Here is a 17,639-nt window from a genome sequence, read left to right on the forward strand (position 1 = left end):
GTTGAGAGAGTTTGATTGGCCGGTCCATTCTAGATACGCATTCGCCAGATTTGAATCGGACAAGTACGAAAAGCATGGTGCTCAACGACACAGCGTGGTCTCCAGGCACGGGGCATTGCTTAAGCTAATCGAAATCGAAATCGAAAGCGAAATCGAAGCGGACGCTTGGAAAATCCGATGTCGGGATGCTGGCCGGGACCGACGCGCGTTTCGCTTGGCGCGCGGCCAGTCTCTCTGCCACGGCGACCGGGATCGAGCCGATGAAATCGGCCCGCGTGGAGGGCGGCAGCCTTACTCGTCGATCAGCCGGGAGTGGTCATGCAACGTGATATGCGAGTCGGGCGGCAGATAGGCCACGGCGCTCGGGCGCAAGCTGGCATCGTACGCCGGCACAGCCAACCTGTAGCCGGCGCTATAGCCCGCGCTATAGCTCGCGTTATCGTCCGCGCTAGCGCCCGCGTCATAGGCTACCGGCGCCCTGGCGCTGCGCGCGGCTGTTTGCCTGGCAGGAACCGGCTCGGCATACGAATGGCTGCGGGCTACGGCGTGCTCGACCGGCGCGGCGATGGGGCTGGTGGCGGCGCGGGTGACCGTGCCGTTGGTTGCGCTGTTGGCGGTGCTGGTGGTTGCGTTTTCAGCCAGCAAAGGGGCGGGTAGAGGCCCCGCAGGCGCGGGCGAGTCAACCGCGGCAGCCACGGTAGCCACAGCGGTCACGGCTTCCGGCTGCTCGGCCACAGCGGCTTGCAGCCCGGCATCTGCTGCTGGCGATCGCGCAGGCGAGGACACGGGCATGGACACAGGCTTGAATGCGGGCAAGGGTGCAGGCAAGGGCGCAGGCGCGGGGCCCGTCAACGACGCCGCCAACAGCCACGCCGCCGCCGCGGCCATGCCGCAGCCCACCGTGCCGGCAGCCAGCCCGCGCAGCCGCGCGCGGCGCAACGCCCGCGCCTGGGTGGGGGCCGTGGCCGCAAGATGCACTTTGACGGCCTCGGCACGGTACGCAGCAAGCGTATCGCGTATATCGAAGCGCGTGCCCCATGGTGGCGGCACATCGAGTTGGGAAGGAATAACGGAATCAGACAAGGCTTACCTCCGAAGCGCAAAAGCGACGCAACGCTGCCGGCCTATCCGGGCGAAGCTGATCAGCCTATCGATATTAGCATCGCTAACATGAGATGAAAATCGGACAAATCCGATTCTGCGACACGGCAGGATCGGCTCTCGATTTCCTTGTTTTTGGCGTCAATGCCCGCCCGGACTGAGGAGAAAGGCAATTGTACTGGCTTGATCAATTCGTACTTATCCGATTACGCGTGCCATAAAAATCAGACTTATCCGATTTCCTGCACCGTGAAACCTCGTTAGACTTTTGTTTGTCGGCATACCCCTATGTGTCGATGATCTACCTTTGCAGAGTGGGTGACCCCCTCCAACCCGCAATCGCGCCCCAGGCTGTTATCCCCGTGACAGTCTGGGTTTTTTTGCTGGCGTCGCGAAGGTCAGCCAAGTCAGCTAAGTCAACCAATCCGGCGTTCGCAACGCGTCGGCTGCGCGGATCGCATCGAAGCATGCTGACGTGCTTCGGCTCTCGGCCACAACGCAGCGGATGCCTGCGTGCATGCCATTCCTGAATTCCTGAATTCCTGATCGAAATCCGACGAAGACAAACTGTGCAGGCCGCTTGTAGCGCGCCTGTTCGTTGCCGCAGCGATCAAATGAACGGGCAGCAAGGCTGACATGCGATCTGCCCCGCAAGGCGGGCGCCGGGGCGGCGCCCGCCTTGCCTTGGTTCATCCGCGTCGCGTTATGCGGCGGATGCCTTCAGCACCTCAATACCAGCGCGTATTCCAGCTGACGGGCGTTGCTTGCCACCAGGGGCGAGCGACCGGCACCGGCGCGGACCACTGCTGTGCCGGCGCGGACCACTGCTGCGCAGGCCAGACCTGCTGGACGGTCCACTGCTGTGCGGGCCAGACCTGCTGAGCGGACCACTGCTGCTGTCCCGGCCAGACCTGTGCCGGCAAGACCTGCGCGGGCTTGGCTTGCTCCACGGGCTTGGCTTGTTCCACGGGCTTGGCTTGCTCCACAGGCTTGGCTTGCTCCACGGGCTTGGCTTGCTCCACAGGCTTCGCTTGCTCCACGGGCTTCGCCGGCTCCACAGGCTTGACCTGCGCCACCACCTGGGCCTGCTCAATGGTCCCAGCGTTGGAGTAGATCATCGACTGCACCTTCACCTTGCCCTCTTTGGCGGACAAGCGGTCAAGGTTGGTGAACGTGAGGCTGGAGAAGTCGAGGTTGCCGTGCTCGCTGGACAGCGTGCCTTCGTTCCTGGCGGTCGTTGTATTGACCGAAAGGTCCTGGCTCGCGGTGATCTTGCCGGCGTTCGTGAACGTCGTCGCCTTCACCTTGGTGGTTCCAGTCGCGCTAGCGAGCGTACCCTTGTTATTGGTGGCGGTGCCATCTACGTTGAGGTTCCCGGCGTTGGAACGGATCACGCCATCGTTGATCAGGGTTGCGGTCTTGACCGAAAGGTCCTGCTCCGATTCCATCGTGCCGTCAGCGCCATTGCCCATGGTGGAAGTATTGGCCGTGAGAGCGCCGCCGGCCTTGATGGTCTTCCTGTTCTGGAGCGTGGCCGTGTTCAGCGTGACGTCACCGTCCGACGCGATGGTCCCGTCATTGATCAGCACCGCCGACTTGAACGAGACGCCGGATTTGCCGCTGATGGCGCCGGCATTGTCCACGCTGTTCGAACGGATATCGGTGGCGCCCGCCGCCAGCAGTTGCGCGCCAGCCCGTACGCTGATCTTGTCCTCGGTGGCCTTCTCGGCTACGACGAAGCCAGGCGCAACTTCGGTGCTGACCGTTTCGCCGCCAGCCTTGTCGTCGCTGACCGTCTCGCCACTGACCTTCTCACCGGTCTGATCCGGCGTCGTGATGATCAGGCCGGTCTTCTCGATCTTCAGGTCGCCAGTGAGCGCCTGCACCTTGCCTGCGATGTTCACGCCGGCGCCACCTTCGGTGCTCCGCAGCGAAATGGCGTTCGCGTACATGCCGCCGAGCGCGGCCACGTCGATCGCGTGCACGGGCACGTGATCGGTTCCCTTGGTTTCCATGGCGTCGATACGCTCGCCGTCATAGGCGATATCGTTGCGGCCCGCCACGGCGCGGATCAGGTCCTTGGCACGGACCGCCGCGTCGATCTTCATGGAGCGCGACAGCAGGTCCACCTTGTCCACCGTGCTGGCATCGAACCCCCTGCCGGTGATGGCGATGTCGCCGCCCTCCACCACGAAGCCGGCCACCGAGCCGCCGCTGGTGAGCGTCGGGGTGCCCGTGGTCAGCGTGACGCGCGAGGCGTTCAGCACGCTGCCGCCATCGACGGAGATGCCGTTCGGGTTGGCGACGATCAGCGCGGCGCGTTGCCCGGCGATTTCCGTGGCGCCGTTCAGCATGGTGCGGGAGCTGCCGACCACCTCGTTCAGGATGACGCTGGCAGCGCCATTGGCGAGCGCGGCATTGCCCGCGACGTTGCCGCCGATCTGCGTGGCAGCACCGTTGGCGCTGTTGTTGAGCACCAGGCCATTGGCGCCCACGTTGTAGTTCTGGAACTGGTTGTGCGATACGCCGGCGGCGTTCGGCGTGTTGATCTGCACGAGCGGCACGCCATTGGCGGTCGCGCCGATAGCCGGACCGCCAGGTGCCGCGCTGATCTGTGCGGAAGCGATCGAGGCGTGAAGCGCCGGGACGGCCAGCAACAGTGCGCGCAACAGGGTGCTGCAGCTGGGCGGGCGGGCAATCATGGATGTCTTTTTCATCATTTGGGCCATGGTAAGTAAAGTGAAAGACGGCAGGCCGCAGGCATACGGAGATCCGTGCCGATTGGGGGCGGGCATGCCGGGTCAGGGTGTTGGAGATCCAGTGATGGTTGTGGTTGGCTTCCTCCTTCAGGTTATGGATCAATCAGGTTGTGGATCAATCAGCAGGTTTTCTCCCCTCTCCCATGAAATGGGAGAGGGGCCGGGGGAGAGGGCGGGAGCTCGCTCGAAGTGAAATGCCTCGCTTCTGCGCAGGCCCGCCCTCTCCCCCAACCCCTCTCCCGCACGGCGGGAGAGGGGAGCTACGGCGGCGCGGGATTCAGCCCAGCGGTGAATCGCCTCACACGACACACGACTAACAACACACGAAACCCGGCACCCGGACGAACCCAATGTCAAAGCTTCATGGATAGCTGCACGGCCACCGTTACCCGCGCGGCCTCGAACCCGGACGGCTTGGCCACCGGCATGCCAACCGACACGTCGTAGCCAACCTTGCCGTACGCGCCCCGCACCCCGAGCGCCGCGCCAACGAGCGTTCGCCCGGCAAGCTCGCGCGTCACGCTGCCCCCCACGGCGCCCGCATCGGCCGCGGCATAGGCTTCTTGTCCGGTGTTCCCGATCGCCAGCGYGACTTCATTGCGCAGCACCCATCCGCTTTGTCCCACCAGGGTGCGCGAGCCATCGAAGCCGCGCACGCTGTACCGGCTGCCGATCGAGAGCATTTCGGTCGCGGGAATCGCGTTCGGCGCAGCCTGCGCATTCATGCTGGCGCGATAGCCCAGGCGTTGCCGGCCGACAGAGAAGGGCACGTCGACGCTCGCGTTGGCGCTGAGGATGCTGTAGCGGCCGTTCCATTGCGTCCTGCCGCTCACATAGCCGCTGTTGGCCGACCACGCGGGAATGCTCCCGCGCAGGCTGAGGCCGCCGGTGAACGTCATGCGGCGCGCGCGTTGATAGTGGGAGTAGCTGAGTGTGTAGCTGGTGATGTCGCGCGTCTGCACGCCGATCGGCCATTCGCCAAGCCGGACGTCGTCCGAGCGCCGCGACAGCTTGGCGCGCACCGTGCCCTTCATGGTGCCGGTACGGTAAGCCACGTGGCTGGCGCCCACCTCGAACGTGCGCGTGCGGCCCGTGTAGGGCAGGTTGCCGGCGGTCGTGGCGATCGTCTGCAGGAAATCATACTGGTTCGCGCCCAGCCAGAAGGAGCCATAGCCATACGGCACCGTCCATTGCAGGCCCATCGCGCGCGATCCGACGGTATGGTTGCCGAAGTGCGCGTCGTTGTTGTAGGTGGCGATGAGCTGGTCGTACAGCCGCAGGGGCGAGTCGACCACCAGCACGCCGCCAAGCTGGTTCTTGCCGGTGGCGTCGATGCCGGAGTTGTCGGCGGTGACGATGGCCCGCCAGCGGCGCACCTCGGGCGCATGGTGAATGGCGAGATCGGTCTGGCCAAACTCCTTGCCCGGCTCCATCACCATCCGTACCGAGGCGTCGCCGGCCACGGTGCGGATGTTCTCCAGTGTCTGGTCGAGATCGCGGAGATTGAGCACGTCGCCTTCGGCCATCGGCATCGCCATCTGGCGGCGGCCCGGGGCATCGCCGGTCTCGGCGATGCTGCCGATGCGCCCTGGCACAAGCTCGATCTCCAGCTTGCCGGCGCGCAAGTCTTGCTGGCCGATCAGCACTTGCGTGGTGACGTAGCCGCGCTCGATGAGCAGGTAGCGCAGATGGTCGCGCAGGCGGGTGATGCCCTCGGACCCGATGCACACGTCCTGCACCTGGACGGCGCGCGTGAGCCATGCGAACGCCTCGGCGTTCTTCCACTCAAGGCGCGAGATAGGGAAGCACGGCGACTCGTCGGGAAAGACGAGTGTCGCGTGCGGGGACGCTTCGCTGCCCGACAGCACCGGCGCCGCGGACGAGGCGCGCGATAGCGCCTCGTCGACCTGCTGCGCCTGGCGGCGTGTCGTTTCTGTGGTCTCGGCGGCCGCATGCGGTGTCAGTGACTGTGCGGTGGCCGCGGGGGCCCGAAGCAGGAGCAGCGCAACGGCGCCGCCGATAATACGGATGGATTTCATGCTGCCCATGCTGCGCGCGTTGCCTGGAACACAGGCGCAGGTTTGTTGCGGAAACGCTAGCCCGCCAATGCCTGAGCCGCTTGATGGGCCAGGGTGGCAGTCGCTGTGTGTTGCGTCTGGTGTCTTGTGTCGCGCGTGCGTGTCGTGCATCGCGCGTCGCTGCTGTCGTTAGCGAAGTAACAAGATTCTGAGTGTCTTGGGCAGGGAAGACAATCGGACAAGTTTGAAAATGCGGCGGAATTTCAAGAAAACCCGGCGCGGCGGCGATGCGTGCTGCCGCATCGCCGGATGAGGGCGGCGGCAGCGGGGGCGGCAGGGCAGATCGAGCCGAAAGCGGTTGATGCCGGTTGATGCTACTGATACGAGAACGTGATCGTGCTGAGCGCGCTCATGGCACCCGGCTTGATCGTTTCCTCCGTCTTGATATAGCGCGCTTCGAAGGGCACCGAGATCACACTGCCAGATGCCGCCGATTTACCGACCAGCCACTGATTCTTATTGCCCTTGGCCGATGAATCCGGCCCAAAATTCAACGGTATGGTCGTACCTTTCTTCATGATTTGAATACCCAAGCCAGTTGCCGTCGAATTCTTCGCCAGGCTAAGGATATTGCCGGTATTCGCGGGATCGGTCGCATCCGTCAAGGTTGCATAGACACTGACGCCCGCATCGCATTTGAGTCCCAACGAAAACGGCGCCGACTTGGCGGCAGAGACATCTCCTACCGCTTTCAGGCTATACGTCACCAACTGCGGCATGACCACCGTGTTGGTCGCGCCGGACGTGATCGTGCATGCTTTTGCCGTAACATTGATGCTCAATGCATATATACCTATCGACAGTCGATTCGACACGACAGTTTCATTCAGCCTGGCAGCCAGGGTCGAGGTGGTTTGAGCCGCGACACGATAGTTTCCCGTTGGGACAGGCCCCGTTACGACGAGCGTCGCCCGCTGGTTGTAACCCCAACCGCCAGAGCCCCATGGCCCGGCCGGAAACACAATTGGCTCAGCCCCACTAGGCACCAATGAGGTGTTGAGATTTCCTGTTTCCAGTGCGTAACCTATGCCGGGAATTCCGGTTTCAAATACAGCAGCGGGGCCGGTTTCGCTCTGATACATCACACCCGGAACCACTCTCCCGAGCGGCGTTACGACGATTGCATCGATCTGGCAGCCGGCGCTGTCGATTGATGCAACATATGCGCCTCCGGCAGTCGATGACGGAAACTGAATCCCTGGGGCTAACGAATCTCGAATAGTGCTGATCGTGGTCGGAAGCCCCGGATACGGAGTCGAACGCGAATTTACCGTACAAGCAGCAAACGCTGATTCAGACAGAAACATGACGCCCAGAATTAGAGCACTCGAAGTCATTTTAAAGAGCATAAGAAGTCCACTTACCATATACGTGTCGGATCCATCAAAGTTCCCAATGCCATCCGAACACCGCAATGCATCATCGGGTGCATGTTCCCGTCTTTGCCTGGGCTAGATGCCCCGCGTTGGTGTCAGATCCCGCTCGGCGCAGCCGCACGACTCGGCATGGTCTGCGCATAGTCGTACGCACGGCAGCTCGAGGCTCTGGGGCCGCGGGTACGTCGCCGTGCGTTTCCGCACCGGCAGCGACTACATCAGCAAGGCAGCGGGCCGGTGTGATTGAGCTGGCGATAGGCAAATTGCAGGCTCCAGGGCGCGTAGACGTAGTGCAGCGCTCGCCCCACGGCGGTGCCGGCGGCTTGCGGGCGGCCCTCATCGCGCACGCTATCGCCCGACTCGTTGCCCAGCTCCAGCGTGACCAGGACCAATAGCGCCGCCTTGACGTCTGAGTAGCGGTCGCGTGGCAAGAGCCTGGCCGCGATGTTCTGGGCCATGTCTTGCTTTTGCGGGGGCAGGCTTGCCAGGGATGCGGTAGCCAGCGCGCAGTATCCGCTGCCCTTCGAGGCAAGCTGCCATAACTGCCATTTTCTCGGGGAATTCACCTTCATATTCATCTTCATTGGAGCGTCCCTATGTCTTCAATTCGTTGTCAGCGGGGGGCGGCAGGGCAGGCCGAGCCGAAAGCGGTTGATGCTGGTTGAGGCCGGTTGAGGCCGGTTGAGGCCGGTTGATGCTACTGATACGAGAACGTGATCGTGCCCCGCGCGCTCACCGAGCCTGGCTTGATGGTCGGTTCGGTCTTCACGTACTTTGCCGCCATGGGAATGCTGATGGTGCCGCTCGACGCCGATGTGCCACCGACATACCATTGGTTGGTGTTTCCCTTCGCCGACGAATCCGGTCCGAGCCCCAGCGCTGTCGTTTGGCCAGAGCGGAACATTTGAATGCCCACGCCGGTTGCGGTGGAATCGCCGGATAGCTTCAGCGTGTCGCTGGTATTGGTCGGATCCGAGGCGTCCGTGAGTGTCGCGTACAGCCCCACGTTGGCGTCGCAATTCACCGAGATGGAGAAGGATGCCGATGCATCCGACACCGCGCCGACCGACCTCAGGCTATGGGATACCAGGGTGGGCAACGTGACGGCCTGGTTCGCCCCGGACGTTACCTTGCATCCCCGTGTCGTCACCTTGATTGTCCCGGGGGCTTGAAAATAGATTGTATCTTGAGTGAGCGGCTTGCCGTTTTCATCCCGCGGACTCACGACGGCGATATTCTGAGCCGGAATGGTGTAACTGCCAGCGACAAGACGTCCTGAAATAACCAGGATTACCCGATGCTCCATCGCCATGACATCCCCAGGCCCGTCATATGCCACCGTTGAGCCGGGACCAACCGGAACCCAGGCTGAAGAGGCAGGGGGGGTGGGGCGGGCGCGGGATGCACGCGCGCCAAGGACATAACCGATTCCCGGTACGCCTGTTGCAAAGATGGGGTAAGTCCGGCCGTTCTCCGTATAGCTCACCCCGCTGACCAATTTTCCGAGCGGTTCAACTGTTACAGTTTTAATTGTTTTAGGTGGAACACACCAATCGTAGGCGTAATAGGCACTCTGTGCTGTAACGGGCGACGAAGATGGCAGAATGGTTCCTGGTCGGTAAGCGTCTGCCGCAGTGTTAAGACTGCTCGGTACCGTTAGCGTCATAGAACTAGGACCACCCGTAGTGCATCCTGACACCTGCGCGTGGACCGCTGCCGGGAAGATAAGCGCCAGCGGCAGAAGCCATTTGAACAGTCTCTTTGTGTACGATCCAGCGGCACTCATCTCAGTATCCGGATAACGCATTCTGTTTCCCCTGCATGTCTTTCATGCCATAAATTTTTCGTTGCTCAAGCGCTGCACGGCGTCCCGCGCGTCCGAGCTTCCCGATATGTATTGATGACGCGGATTTCGAGGCCCCCCGACGCCGATGCGCGGCCGACACGCATCCACGCGTCGTCACCTTGATCGTCCCTGGGGCTGAAAGATGGATGGGTTCTTCACTGCGCTGTTGGCCGTCCGCATCCCGCGGTCTCACGACGGCCATAGCCTGAAGCAGAATGGTGAAAATGCCGGCGACAAGGCGTCCTGAAGCAACAAGGATATCGAGATTGCAGGCCGTTTAGAATAGGACGAGTACGAAAACGCGTGCCGTCGACGAGGCTACGACTCGTCGTTGGCGTATCGAGGGCAGGTCGATGCTGCGTGCGGGCAAGACGCCCTCGATCGGTGGGTTCTCAAGTGGCAGTTACGGCATTGCGAGCGGTAGGGCGATGGGATGGGAGGGCGATAGGGTGACGGGGCGGTAGAGTGGTAGAGCGAGACCGTTGGCCGTGCCGCCGTCAACGGCCGCTTGCCGTGATCACTGGTAACTCATCGTGAACGTAGCGAGACCATTCGCCGCTCCCGGCGTCACCTGCGCTGCAGTCTGGATGTACCGTGCCTTGAACGGGATCGTTACGGCGATATTGCCGTACTGGCCGATGAACCACTGATTCGGATTGTTGCTCTGGGAAGAATCGGGGCCATAGCTGACCACGCTATCGTTGGTGCCGCGCAGAATCTGAATGCCGACGCCCTTCGCCTTGGAGTTCGACGACAGGGACAGCACGCCGGATCGATTCGACGAGTTGCTGGCGTCCGTCATCGTCATATACATGCGCGTGGCCGTGCCCTGGTTGCCGCCCGAGCACTGCAGCCGGATCTCGAACGGCCGGATCTCTGTCGTCGTGCCAACGGCCTTGAGCGCGTAGGTCGGAATCGTGCCAAGCGGCAATGCGACGGAAGGCGTGGTCACCTTGCATGTCGGCACCAGCGGCCTGATGGGGAGCGAGCCGTTGATGAAGACACGCCGGATTACCTGGTTCTGCTGATCGACCAGCGTAGTCGTGCCGATTTCGCCAGTCAGTGACCCCGCCGCCGTGATCGTACCTGTTTTGACCAGTTCGACGGTGAACCACCCGCCTCCTTGGAAAACGGCGAAAGACTGCCCCACATAGACGGTTTGCGGCCAAGGGGCTTTGGGGTTGCTCCCGGCGCCCAAGATGCGCACACCTATACCGGAAACCGACGTGGGATAAGTGTTAAAGCGCCCCACGGATCCTTTCCCATCATACGAGGCGTTGCCTAAGGTTACCCCACCGCATTCGACCCTCCCCTCGTCCCCCGTTGCAGTCCCATCACCGGAAAAGACAACCGTACCGTCGGGAAGGTTAGGGTCAAACGTGGAAGGGTTCCAAGCGGGAAGTGTGACCCTCAGAAAGTCGACTAACTGACCGCTGGACGTTATCGTGCAGGCCGCCTGTGCCGCCGAAAGATGAAAAGATAAAAAACTGGCAGCTGCGAAACCGAGCATGGCCTTGCGGCGGGAAACGGGGCTTCTCCGATCAATGAAAGTTTTTCGTGGCACTGCGATTTCCTCAGGGTTTTCTGCGCCGGTCGAAAAGCCCGCGCATTGCTTTCGAAAACTGGTTGGCGCTACTGATACGAAAACGTAATCGTGCCGAGCGCGCTAACCGTGCCAGGCTTCATGGTCGGTTCGGTCTTCACATATTTTGCAACCAGGGGAACGCTGATGGTGCCGCTCGACGCCGATGTGCCACCGACATACCATTGGTTGGTGTTTCCCTTCGCCGACGAATCCGGTCCGAGCCTCAGCGCTGTCGTTTGGCCAGACCGGAACATTTGAATGCCCACGCCGGTCGCGGTGGAATCGCCGGATAACGTCAGCGTGTCGCTGGTATTGGCCGGATTCGAGGCGTCCGTGAGTGTTGCGTACAGCTCCACGTTGGCGTCGCAATTCACTCCAATGGAGAAGGATGCCGATGCATTCGACACCGCGCCGACCGCCTTCAGGCTATGTGTTACCAAGGCCGGCAACACGACGGCATTGGTTGCTCCGGATGTAACCTTGCACCCACGCGCCGTCATGTTGAACGTTCCCAGGCTCCTAAAAACGCCGTAACTGGTAGAACTGGAGCCATTTCCATAGGTCGCCTTGATTAAGGATGTCGACTGTTGTGGAATGGTGTACTTGCCCGTGGCAAGGCGTCCTGCTGTAACCAAGAAAACCCGTTGGAAAACGGTTAGATTATTAGAAGATCCGGAAAATATCTCCGTTGTCCCGGGCTTAACCGGGGTCCATGGGCCGTTTCTTGATAAACTCCAGGCAAATGAATAGCCGACTCCAGGTACCTCTGTTACATAGACGGGGTAAGTCTGGCCTCCATCCGTATAAGTCACCCCGCTAACCACTTTCCCTGTCGACTGAAGAGTTATGCTCTTGAGATACTTCTCCGCGCATTGAGAACTATAGAGGTACGTGACAAGATTTTCTGTGGCAGGCGCCGTCGATGGAAAGAGATTTCCTGGCAGGAGATTGTCCGCCGATTCGTTGAGGCTGGCTGGTAAAAATATATTAAGCCCGTCGAAGGTGCTTCGAATACAGTCGTCGGCCTTGGCTATCGCCGGCAAAATAGCCACCAATGGCAGAAGCCATTTCAACCGTCTCATCGCGCGCGCATGCGCATGTGATCCAGCGATGCGTTTTGGTTCTTCCGGGTTATTCACCTTGTTTGTCACTTTGCTTGCTCCTGTTGTCTCTCGCAGATTCTGAGGTGCTCAAGCGCCGCGCGCGTCCGGTCTTTTTTTAGGTGCATCCGACTTTCGTGTGGGTCGATGCATCACGGGGATAAATCCAGCGCTGCCGTAGTTCGATCGCATGGCGGGAGGTGGGGAGAGGGCGGGACTGCGCAAGAGCGAGGTGCATCGCCTTGAGCGAGCGCCCGCCCTTTCCCCCGACCCCTCTCCCATTTCATGGGAGAGGGGAGCAAACCAGGGTTCTGCTTCCAGCCGTTCGCACCCGCATGCAGTACCCACACGAAAGTCCGAAGCCTCGTTTTTAACGACGCGGCTGATTCGATGCATAGTTCGGGCGAGTCGCGCCATCCGCGCAGGCTGCGTCGATGCGCTGCAGCGGCTGCAGCCCCGCTTTTTTCTTCCGCTCCGGCAGGGTGTAGGGGACGTGGCAAACCGAGGATTCGTCCTTGCCCCACCTGACGGTCAGTTCGCCCTGCGACTCCAGGCCGCGCGCGAAGATCTTGCCCATCTGGCCGACGGAGCCGACTTCCTTGCCTTTCTCGTTGACCACGGTGGCGCCAAACGGGAGCGGCTTGCCATTCGGCCGCCGGGGCTGGATCAGCGCGGAGCGCCCGGACTCGGTGGCAAATTTCAGCATCGGGACGGATCCCGCCAGCGGCGCCACGCGCTGGCTCGTTTCCTTGAGTTCCACATCGGTCGACAAGCCCTTCGGGTCCAGCTCGACCATATTCATATTGAACGGCGTGAGGTACGGCACGATCGCGTAGCCTCGGCTATCGATCCGCACACCCGACGCGTTCGTCACCCGCGCGCCTTCCGCTCCCGGTGCTTCGACAATCGCAAACGTTTCGGAAAGCGGCTGCGACAGCGTGATGCCGCCCGGATGCGCCACCATGGCGCCGCGTGCGGACACGGAGGCCTGCTGGTAATCCGCGCCGCCGCTGACGCTGGCGCTGAGTTCGGCATTCGGGGCGCGATACATCACGTTGGCGCCGCCATTGGTCGTCGAACTGCCGTTGCCGTTGCCGCTCGCGTGATTGGCGTTCAGCCCGTAGGAGAAGTTGTTGTCCACCCCGGCCGCGCCGGAGACCGACGTTTGCAGCTGGGTGCGCCCGGCGGTATCGTGCAGCATGTTCCCGGTCATCGTCACCGGCGTCTTGCCGCCCAGCGGAATCGTCAGGCCGACGTAGTACAGCGTGCTCATCTGCCCGCCAGAGTTGCGCTGGCGGGTGGCGGATACGCTGTAGCCAAGATTCTTGTAGGCGTTGCTGTAGCCCACCGAATAGCTGACGTCCGAGCCGCTGCGGTTCCAGTACGTCGCCGTGGACGCGGTGGCATTGATGTTGCCGCCGCGCTCGCCGAGCCGCTGGTTGAGCGTTAGCGATGCGCGATTGCGTTGCCGGTAGATCGTGTCGATGGACAGGCCGCGCTCAGCCTGCTCGCGGGCGAGCATGGCGTCGTTGAGCCCGAAGTAGCCGGCCGTCGAATAGCGGTAAGCCGCGATCGAGACGTTGGTGCCGGTCGCCACCACGTTCTTCGCATAGCTCACCCGCACACTGGAGCCGTCGAAGCGCTTCACGCCCGGGATCGAGGTGCGGGCCTGCGTAATGTCGCCGCCGAGCGCGCCATACGAGGTATTGAGCACGCCGCCGGCCATCACGGACACGTAGCCTTCGGCCACGGTGATACCGCCGTAGCCGGTCAGCAGGTTGGTGAAGCCGCGCTGCCAGGTGCCCTGGGTGAAGAGCGGGTTCTTCGAGCTCTGCTGATTGCGCACCGCACCCGCCACCACGCTGTAGCGGCTGGTGCCAGGACGCAGCGACAGCGGCACGGCCGCGTACGGCACGGTGAACGAATGCACGGAACCGTCCGCTTCCGTGATGGCAACCCGCAGGTCGCCGCCGTACCCGGTAGGGTAGAGGTCGTCGATTTCGAACGCGCCCGGCGCAACCGTGGTTTCGTAGAGCTTGACACCGTTCTGCGAAATCGAGACTTTCGCGTTGCTGTTGGCTACGCCGCGCACGACCGGCGCGTAGCCGCGCAGCGAATCCGGCAGCATCCGGTCGTCCGTGGAAATGCGCACCCCGCGGAACTGGGTGGAATCGAACAGATCGCCGGAGGTATAGGACTCGCCGATGACGAGCTGCGACGACAGCGACGGCAGGCTCCGTTGCAAATACGTGGCAACGTTCTGGTACTTCTGGCGTCCTTTGTCATCCAGGCTGTACGACCCGTCGTGACGGAAATGCCGGCTCCCGAGGTTGGCGCCCACGTTCAAGCCCAGGTACCCCTGAGTCTGCGCGTGGCCGCCCTGGCTCTTGGTGCTGTAGACGTTGGCGTTGTAGCCGACCATGCCGACGGGGACGCCGGCATCCCACTGGTCGGGGCTCACGTATCCGCGGGCGTTGCGAACCAGCGAAATCTGCGGAATGCTGAGAGTGAGGCGCTGTTCGCCAAAGTCGAAACTGGAGCTGGCGTCCGGAATGGCTTGCCCGAGGCGCACGCAGCCACCCGGCTCGGCGAAGGAGGCCTTCACATGGTGAGGCAGCTTGCCGAGATTGACCCCGGCCTGCTTCAGCAGCGCTTCATTGAAGCAGGGCTGGGCATCCGCTGCGCCGGGCACAGCCTTGAACGGCACGCTGGCGCGGCCCACCCAGTTCTGATCGACGTAGACATCGACACTGTACGTGCCAGGCGGGACGATATCGCTGCGCTGGAACTTCGACAGATCCACGGTGCCGCCGCTGTTGTTGAGAAAACCCCCCTCGAACTCAAGTGGCGTGGACTGGATCTGCGCGATTTGAAACGGCTCCGGTGTGCCACCATCCGCGTTCGCATTGCTCTGCCAGCCGGCCAGGCTGGTCAGCAGCAAAGCGCATATTGGCCGTAACTGCGGCGTGTGGCCAATATCGGAATTCGGACGCTGAATCGGCGGCATGGAAAACACTACCGGAAGTAGATCATCAGGCGATCATGGATCGGACCACGCCATCGGCTCTACGGTCCGACCTTGCCGCCCGACATTGATACGTGGCGCACGGATGCGCAACGCTTACTTGTGTGAGATTTCTGTTGAGCCAGCGGTGAAGCTGGTCGGGACGCGCTAACCGCGCTAACCGCGCTGACGGCGCTAACCGTGCTAGCCGGCCAGGCTAGTGCCGTGGGTCGATGGCGACGGGCATTTGCGTATTCTTGTTGCCGCCCCAATCGTCGATGCTGCTGAACTCGACCGTCGCATCCGCGGCGGGAGCCGACTCCAACCCGTTGATCGCAAACGTCTGCGAGGCGCCGGGGCGCACATAGCCCATGCCTGCATCGAACGTCTTTCCACCGATCTTCAGCTGGACACTGCCGAGGCTGACGACATAAGGGCTTGGGTTGACGGTTTTCAGGACATACTGGTTAGCTTCCGGGCCCCTGGCGATGTGCCACTTGAGCAGTGCCGGGGCTTCCTCGGCTTTACCCGGCAGTCCGGCCGGCCGGTACATCAGTTTGATCCGTGTGCGAAAGGCAACCTGGAGACGGTTGCGTTCGTCTTCGGCGGCTGGCTTCGGGGGGACGTCCAACACGTTGAGCCAGAACAGCGACTCCTTGTCGGTCGGCAACGGCTCATTCGTATAGATGATGCGCAGGGTCTGGCCTTTGCCGGGCTCGACGCGGAACATGGTCGGCGTGAGCGTGAACGGCACGTCGATCTTGTCCGGGGAATCGTTTTCGTTCCCGGTATCGATCCAGGTCTGGACCAGGGAGGGGATGCGGCCATCATTGGTGACCTTGAGGGTCACCTCGCGTTCTTCCGCGGGAAAGATGACGCGCGTGCCTGACACGACGACGGCTGCGGCGGCCGATGTCRCGATCGACGCGGACACAATCGATGCGGAAACGATTGCCATCGCCCTTGATAACTTCGACTTCGGAATGCTGAGTGTCATATAAGTATCCTTTGCGTTGTTACCTCCTGTCGCAAGCCGCTGGCCGGGGCCGGCCAGACGGCTTGCAAGCTCGTACGTCAATCCCCGGAGACCAGAGATTCGTCCTCGCGCTTACGGGTACATCAAGGTGTATTGCACGAACGAGTTCGCGGTACCCGCGGTTGCCACGCCAGTTGCCGTGTATTCGGCGGCGTAGCTCATCTTTGCGGCACCGGTCGTGCCATCGATGGCGACGATCTGCGAGTTCTGGTCGGCGCTGGCTGCACCCACCTTGATCGGCGCGGACTGATCGTTCAGGATGCCGATTTCCACGTTGCTGGCGGCGTCGGCGCCTTGCAGCTTCAGACGGCCGGTGTCGGCGTTGACGCTGGTGCCGGGTTCGAAGGAAACTGCGACCTTGGTGGGGGCATCCTTGGAGACGCTGCAGCCCGTCAGCGCGAGGACGAACGGCGTGCGGCCTGCGGTGGCGCCCGCCTTGGCCAGCGAGTTGGTACCCACGCGCGGCAGAACAACGGCCAGGTCGTTGGTGCCGGCGTTGATCTTGCAGGTGGAGGCGATCACGCTGCCGGTGAAGTTGATCGTGCCGTCAGCAGCTTGAGCCGAGCCAGCTGCGGTCATCAGGCCAGCCGTTGCCAGGGTGATTGCCAGGATTTTCGTTTTCATTTTTCAGTTTCCTCTCGGAGGTTGTTAAAAGTAAGTTGCAAGGGTTGCTTGATATGCGTGGCCACTCAGCAATATCGCGAGCGAACGGCTTTGCATTCATGCAAGGGTCGAGGCTGCACACTCGTTCATGAGTGATTACCTCGGTACTGAGTGGCTCACAGCCGGTACTGTGGGCGACCCGGTATCAGGGAAGCCAGCCAGAAGATGGCGGGGTGCCGCTGCGAATGCGGTTCATCAATGCTGGCTATGACTAATGTCGTTGCCATACTTGATGAGATCAACATTGCTCTTTATTCCGAGCTTTCGCATGGCGCTCATCTTTTGGCAGCTGATTGTCTGCTTGCCCTTCTTGAGAAGGACTGCGATTTCACCGACGGTCAAGCCCGATATATAGAGGCGCATTACCTCGGTTTCGCGGGCCGAGAGCGGTTGTGACCGATCGATGCTGGACTGCAAGCAGGCTAGCGCCAGGCGGACCCGTGGAGAAATATATTCCCCGCCAGAAGCGCTAACATGAATGGCAGTGATTACCTCAGTTGCATCATCATGCCGACCCACGATGGCAGAGACGCCAAGGGCTAAAACGGACTTGATGATTGCTGGCTGCTTGTATCTGGTCAGTACAACAATTTTTACGTTTGGGTGAAGACGGCGAAGGCGGGATATATAAGACAGCCCATCGCCAGATTCTCCCCCACGAATGGAATAGTTGGTTACAACAACATCACAGCTGATGTCGGACAAAGTGCTGAAGAGTTCAGCTGACGATTCACATGACGCCAGGACGTTTATCGTCGAAATTGAATTTAGTGCGCATTTCAAGCCATCCAGTATCAATGGAGTGTCGTCGGCTATCACCACGTTTATATTTAATCTACGCATATTAACCATGGCCCCTTTGTTTGCTGATTGTCTGGTTATCCCCTATAGCGATGGTGGCGTGTGGAGTTGCAATATCGGTATCTTCTACGATTCTTCGTCCCAGATACATAGGACATGTACGAAATTTTCAGGACTTAATAGGACAAGTCCTAATTTTTACATTTGTTGACACTTTCCATCCCCAGGGTCACAGGCGGGAATTCCATCAGATCTTCGTCTGCGGCCCGGCATCTCCGGCGATGTCAGGG

At 61.4% G+C, this 17,639-nt stretch carries 13 protein-coding genes; all 13 read right to left on the minus strand.

Annotated elements, in window-relative coordinates; translation table 11 throughout:
- Positions 1-291: 291 nt before the first annotated feature.
- The 13 genes from AC1DQR_RS06115 to AC1DQR_RS06175 all read right to left on the minus strand — a co-directional run bounded on the left by AC1DQR_RS06115 (position 292) and on the right by AC1DQR_RS06175 (position 17,370).
- A complete protein-coding gene (locus AC1DQR_RS06115) occupies positions 292-1,083 on the minus strand; it encodes a hypothetical protein (RefSeq protein WP_416048451.1) in 792 nt (263 codons plus the stop codon).
- 429 nt (positions 1,084-1,512) lie between these two features.
- On the minus strand, positions 1,513-1,794 hold the full coding sequence (locus AC1DQR_RS06120; protein ID WP_477132720.1) for a hypothetical protein: 282 nt from the start codon (positions 1,792-1,794) through the stop codon (positions 1,513-1,515).
- Between the two features lie 35 nt (positions 1,795-1,829).
- Positions 1,830-3,803: a two-partner secretion domain-containing protein gene (locus AC1DQR_RS06125; protein ID WP_477132721.1), complete on the minus strand. Its 1,974-nt coding sequence runs from the start codon at positions 3,801-3,803 to the stop codon at positions 1,830-1,832.
- A gap of 410 nt (positions 3,804-4,213) precedes the next feature.
- A complete protein-coding gene (locus tag AC1DQR_RS06130; protein ID WP_477132722.1) occupies positions 4,214-5,899 on the minus strand; it encodes a ShlB/FhaC/HecB family hemolysin secretion/activation protein in 1,686 nt (561 codons plus the stop codon).
- A 353-nt stretch (positions 5,900-6,252) separates the two neighbouring features.
- On the minus strand, positions 6,253-7,245 hold the full coding sequence (locus AC1DQR_RS06135) for a fimbrial protein (RefSeq protein WP_477132723.1): 993 nt from the start codon (positions 7,243-7,245) through the stop codon (positions 6,253-6,255).
- 287 nt (positions 7,246-7,532) lie between these two features.
- The gene (locus tag AC1DQR_RS06140) at positions 7,533-7,886 is read right to left on the minus strand and encodes a hypothetical protein (RefSeq protein ID WP_477132724.1); all 354 of its coding nucleotides are present in this window, start codon (positions 7,884-7,886) and stop codon (positions 7,533-7,535) included.
- A 125-nt stretch (positions 7,887-8,011) separates the two neighbouring features.
- On the minus strand, positions 8,012-8,626 hold the full coding sequence (locus AC1DQR_RS06145) for a fimbrial protein (RefSeq protein WP_416048457.1): 615 nt from the start codon (positions 8,624-8,626) through the stop codon (positions 8,012-8,014).
- 1,051 nt (positions 8,627-9,677) lie between these two features.
- Positions 9,678-10,724 carry a fimbrial protein gene (locus tag AC1DQR_RS06150; protein ID WP_416048458.1) on the minus strand — a complete coding sequence of 349 codons (1,047 nt, stop codon included), beginning with the start codon at positions 10,722-10,724 and terminating at the stop codon, positions 9,678-9,680.
- A 68-nt stretch (positions 10,725-10,792) separates the two neighbouring features.
- On the minus strand, positions 10,793-11,896 hold the full coding sequence (locus AC1DQR_RS06155) for a fimbrial protein (RefSeq protein WP_477132725.1): 1,104 nt from the start codon (positions 11,894-11,896) through the stop codon (positions 10,793-10,795).
- A gap of 319 nt (positions 11,897-12,215) precedes the next feature.
- Positions 12,216-14,852 carry a fimbria/pilus outer membrane usher protein gene (locus AC1DQR_RS06160; protein WP_477132726.1) on the minus strand — a complete coding sequence of 879 codons (2,637 nt, stop codon included), beginning with the start codon at positions 14,850-14,852 and terminating at the stop codon, positions 12,216-12,218.
- Between the two features lie 214 nt (positions 14,853-15,066).
- Positions 15,067-15,846 (minus strand): fimbria/pilus periplasmic chaperone, encoded by a 780-nt coding sequence (locus AC1DQR_RS06165; RefSeq protein WP_477132727.1) that lies wholly within the window; start codon positions 15,844-15,846, stop codon positions 15,067-15,069.
- A gap of 111 nt (positions 15,847-15,957) precedes the next feature.
- Positions 15,958-16,509, minus strand: a complete 552-nt coding sequence (locus tag AC1DQR_RS06170; protein WP_416048462.1) for a fimbrial protein — start codon at positions 16,507-16,509, stop codon at positions 15,958-15,960.
- 234 nt (positions 16,510-16,743) lie between these two features.
- Positions 16,744-17,370 (minus strand): response regulator, encoded by a 627-nt coding sequence (locus tag AC1DQR_RS06175; protein ID WP_416048463.1) that lies wholly within the window; start codon positions 17,368-17,370, stop codon positions 16,744-16,746.
- Positions 17,371-17,639 lie beyond the last annotated feature (269 nt).

Source organism: Cupriavidus sp. 05L411 (assembly GCF_056398045.1).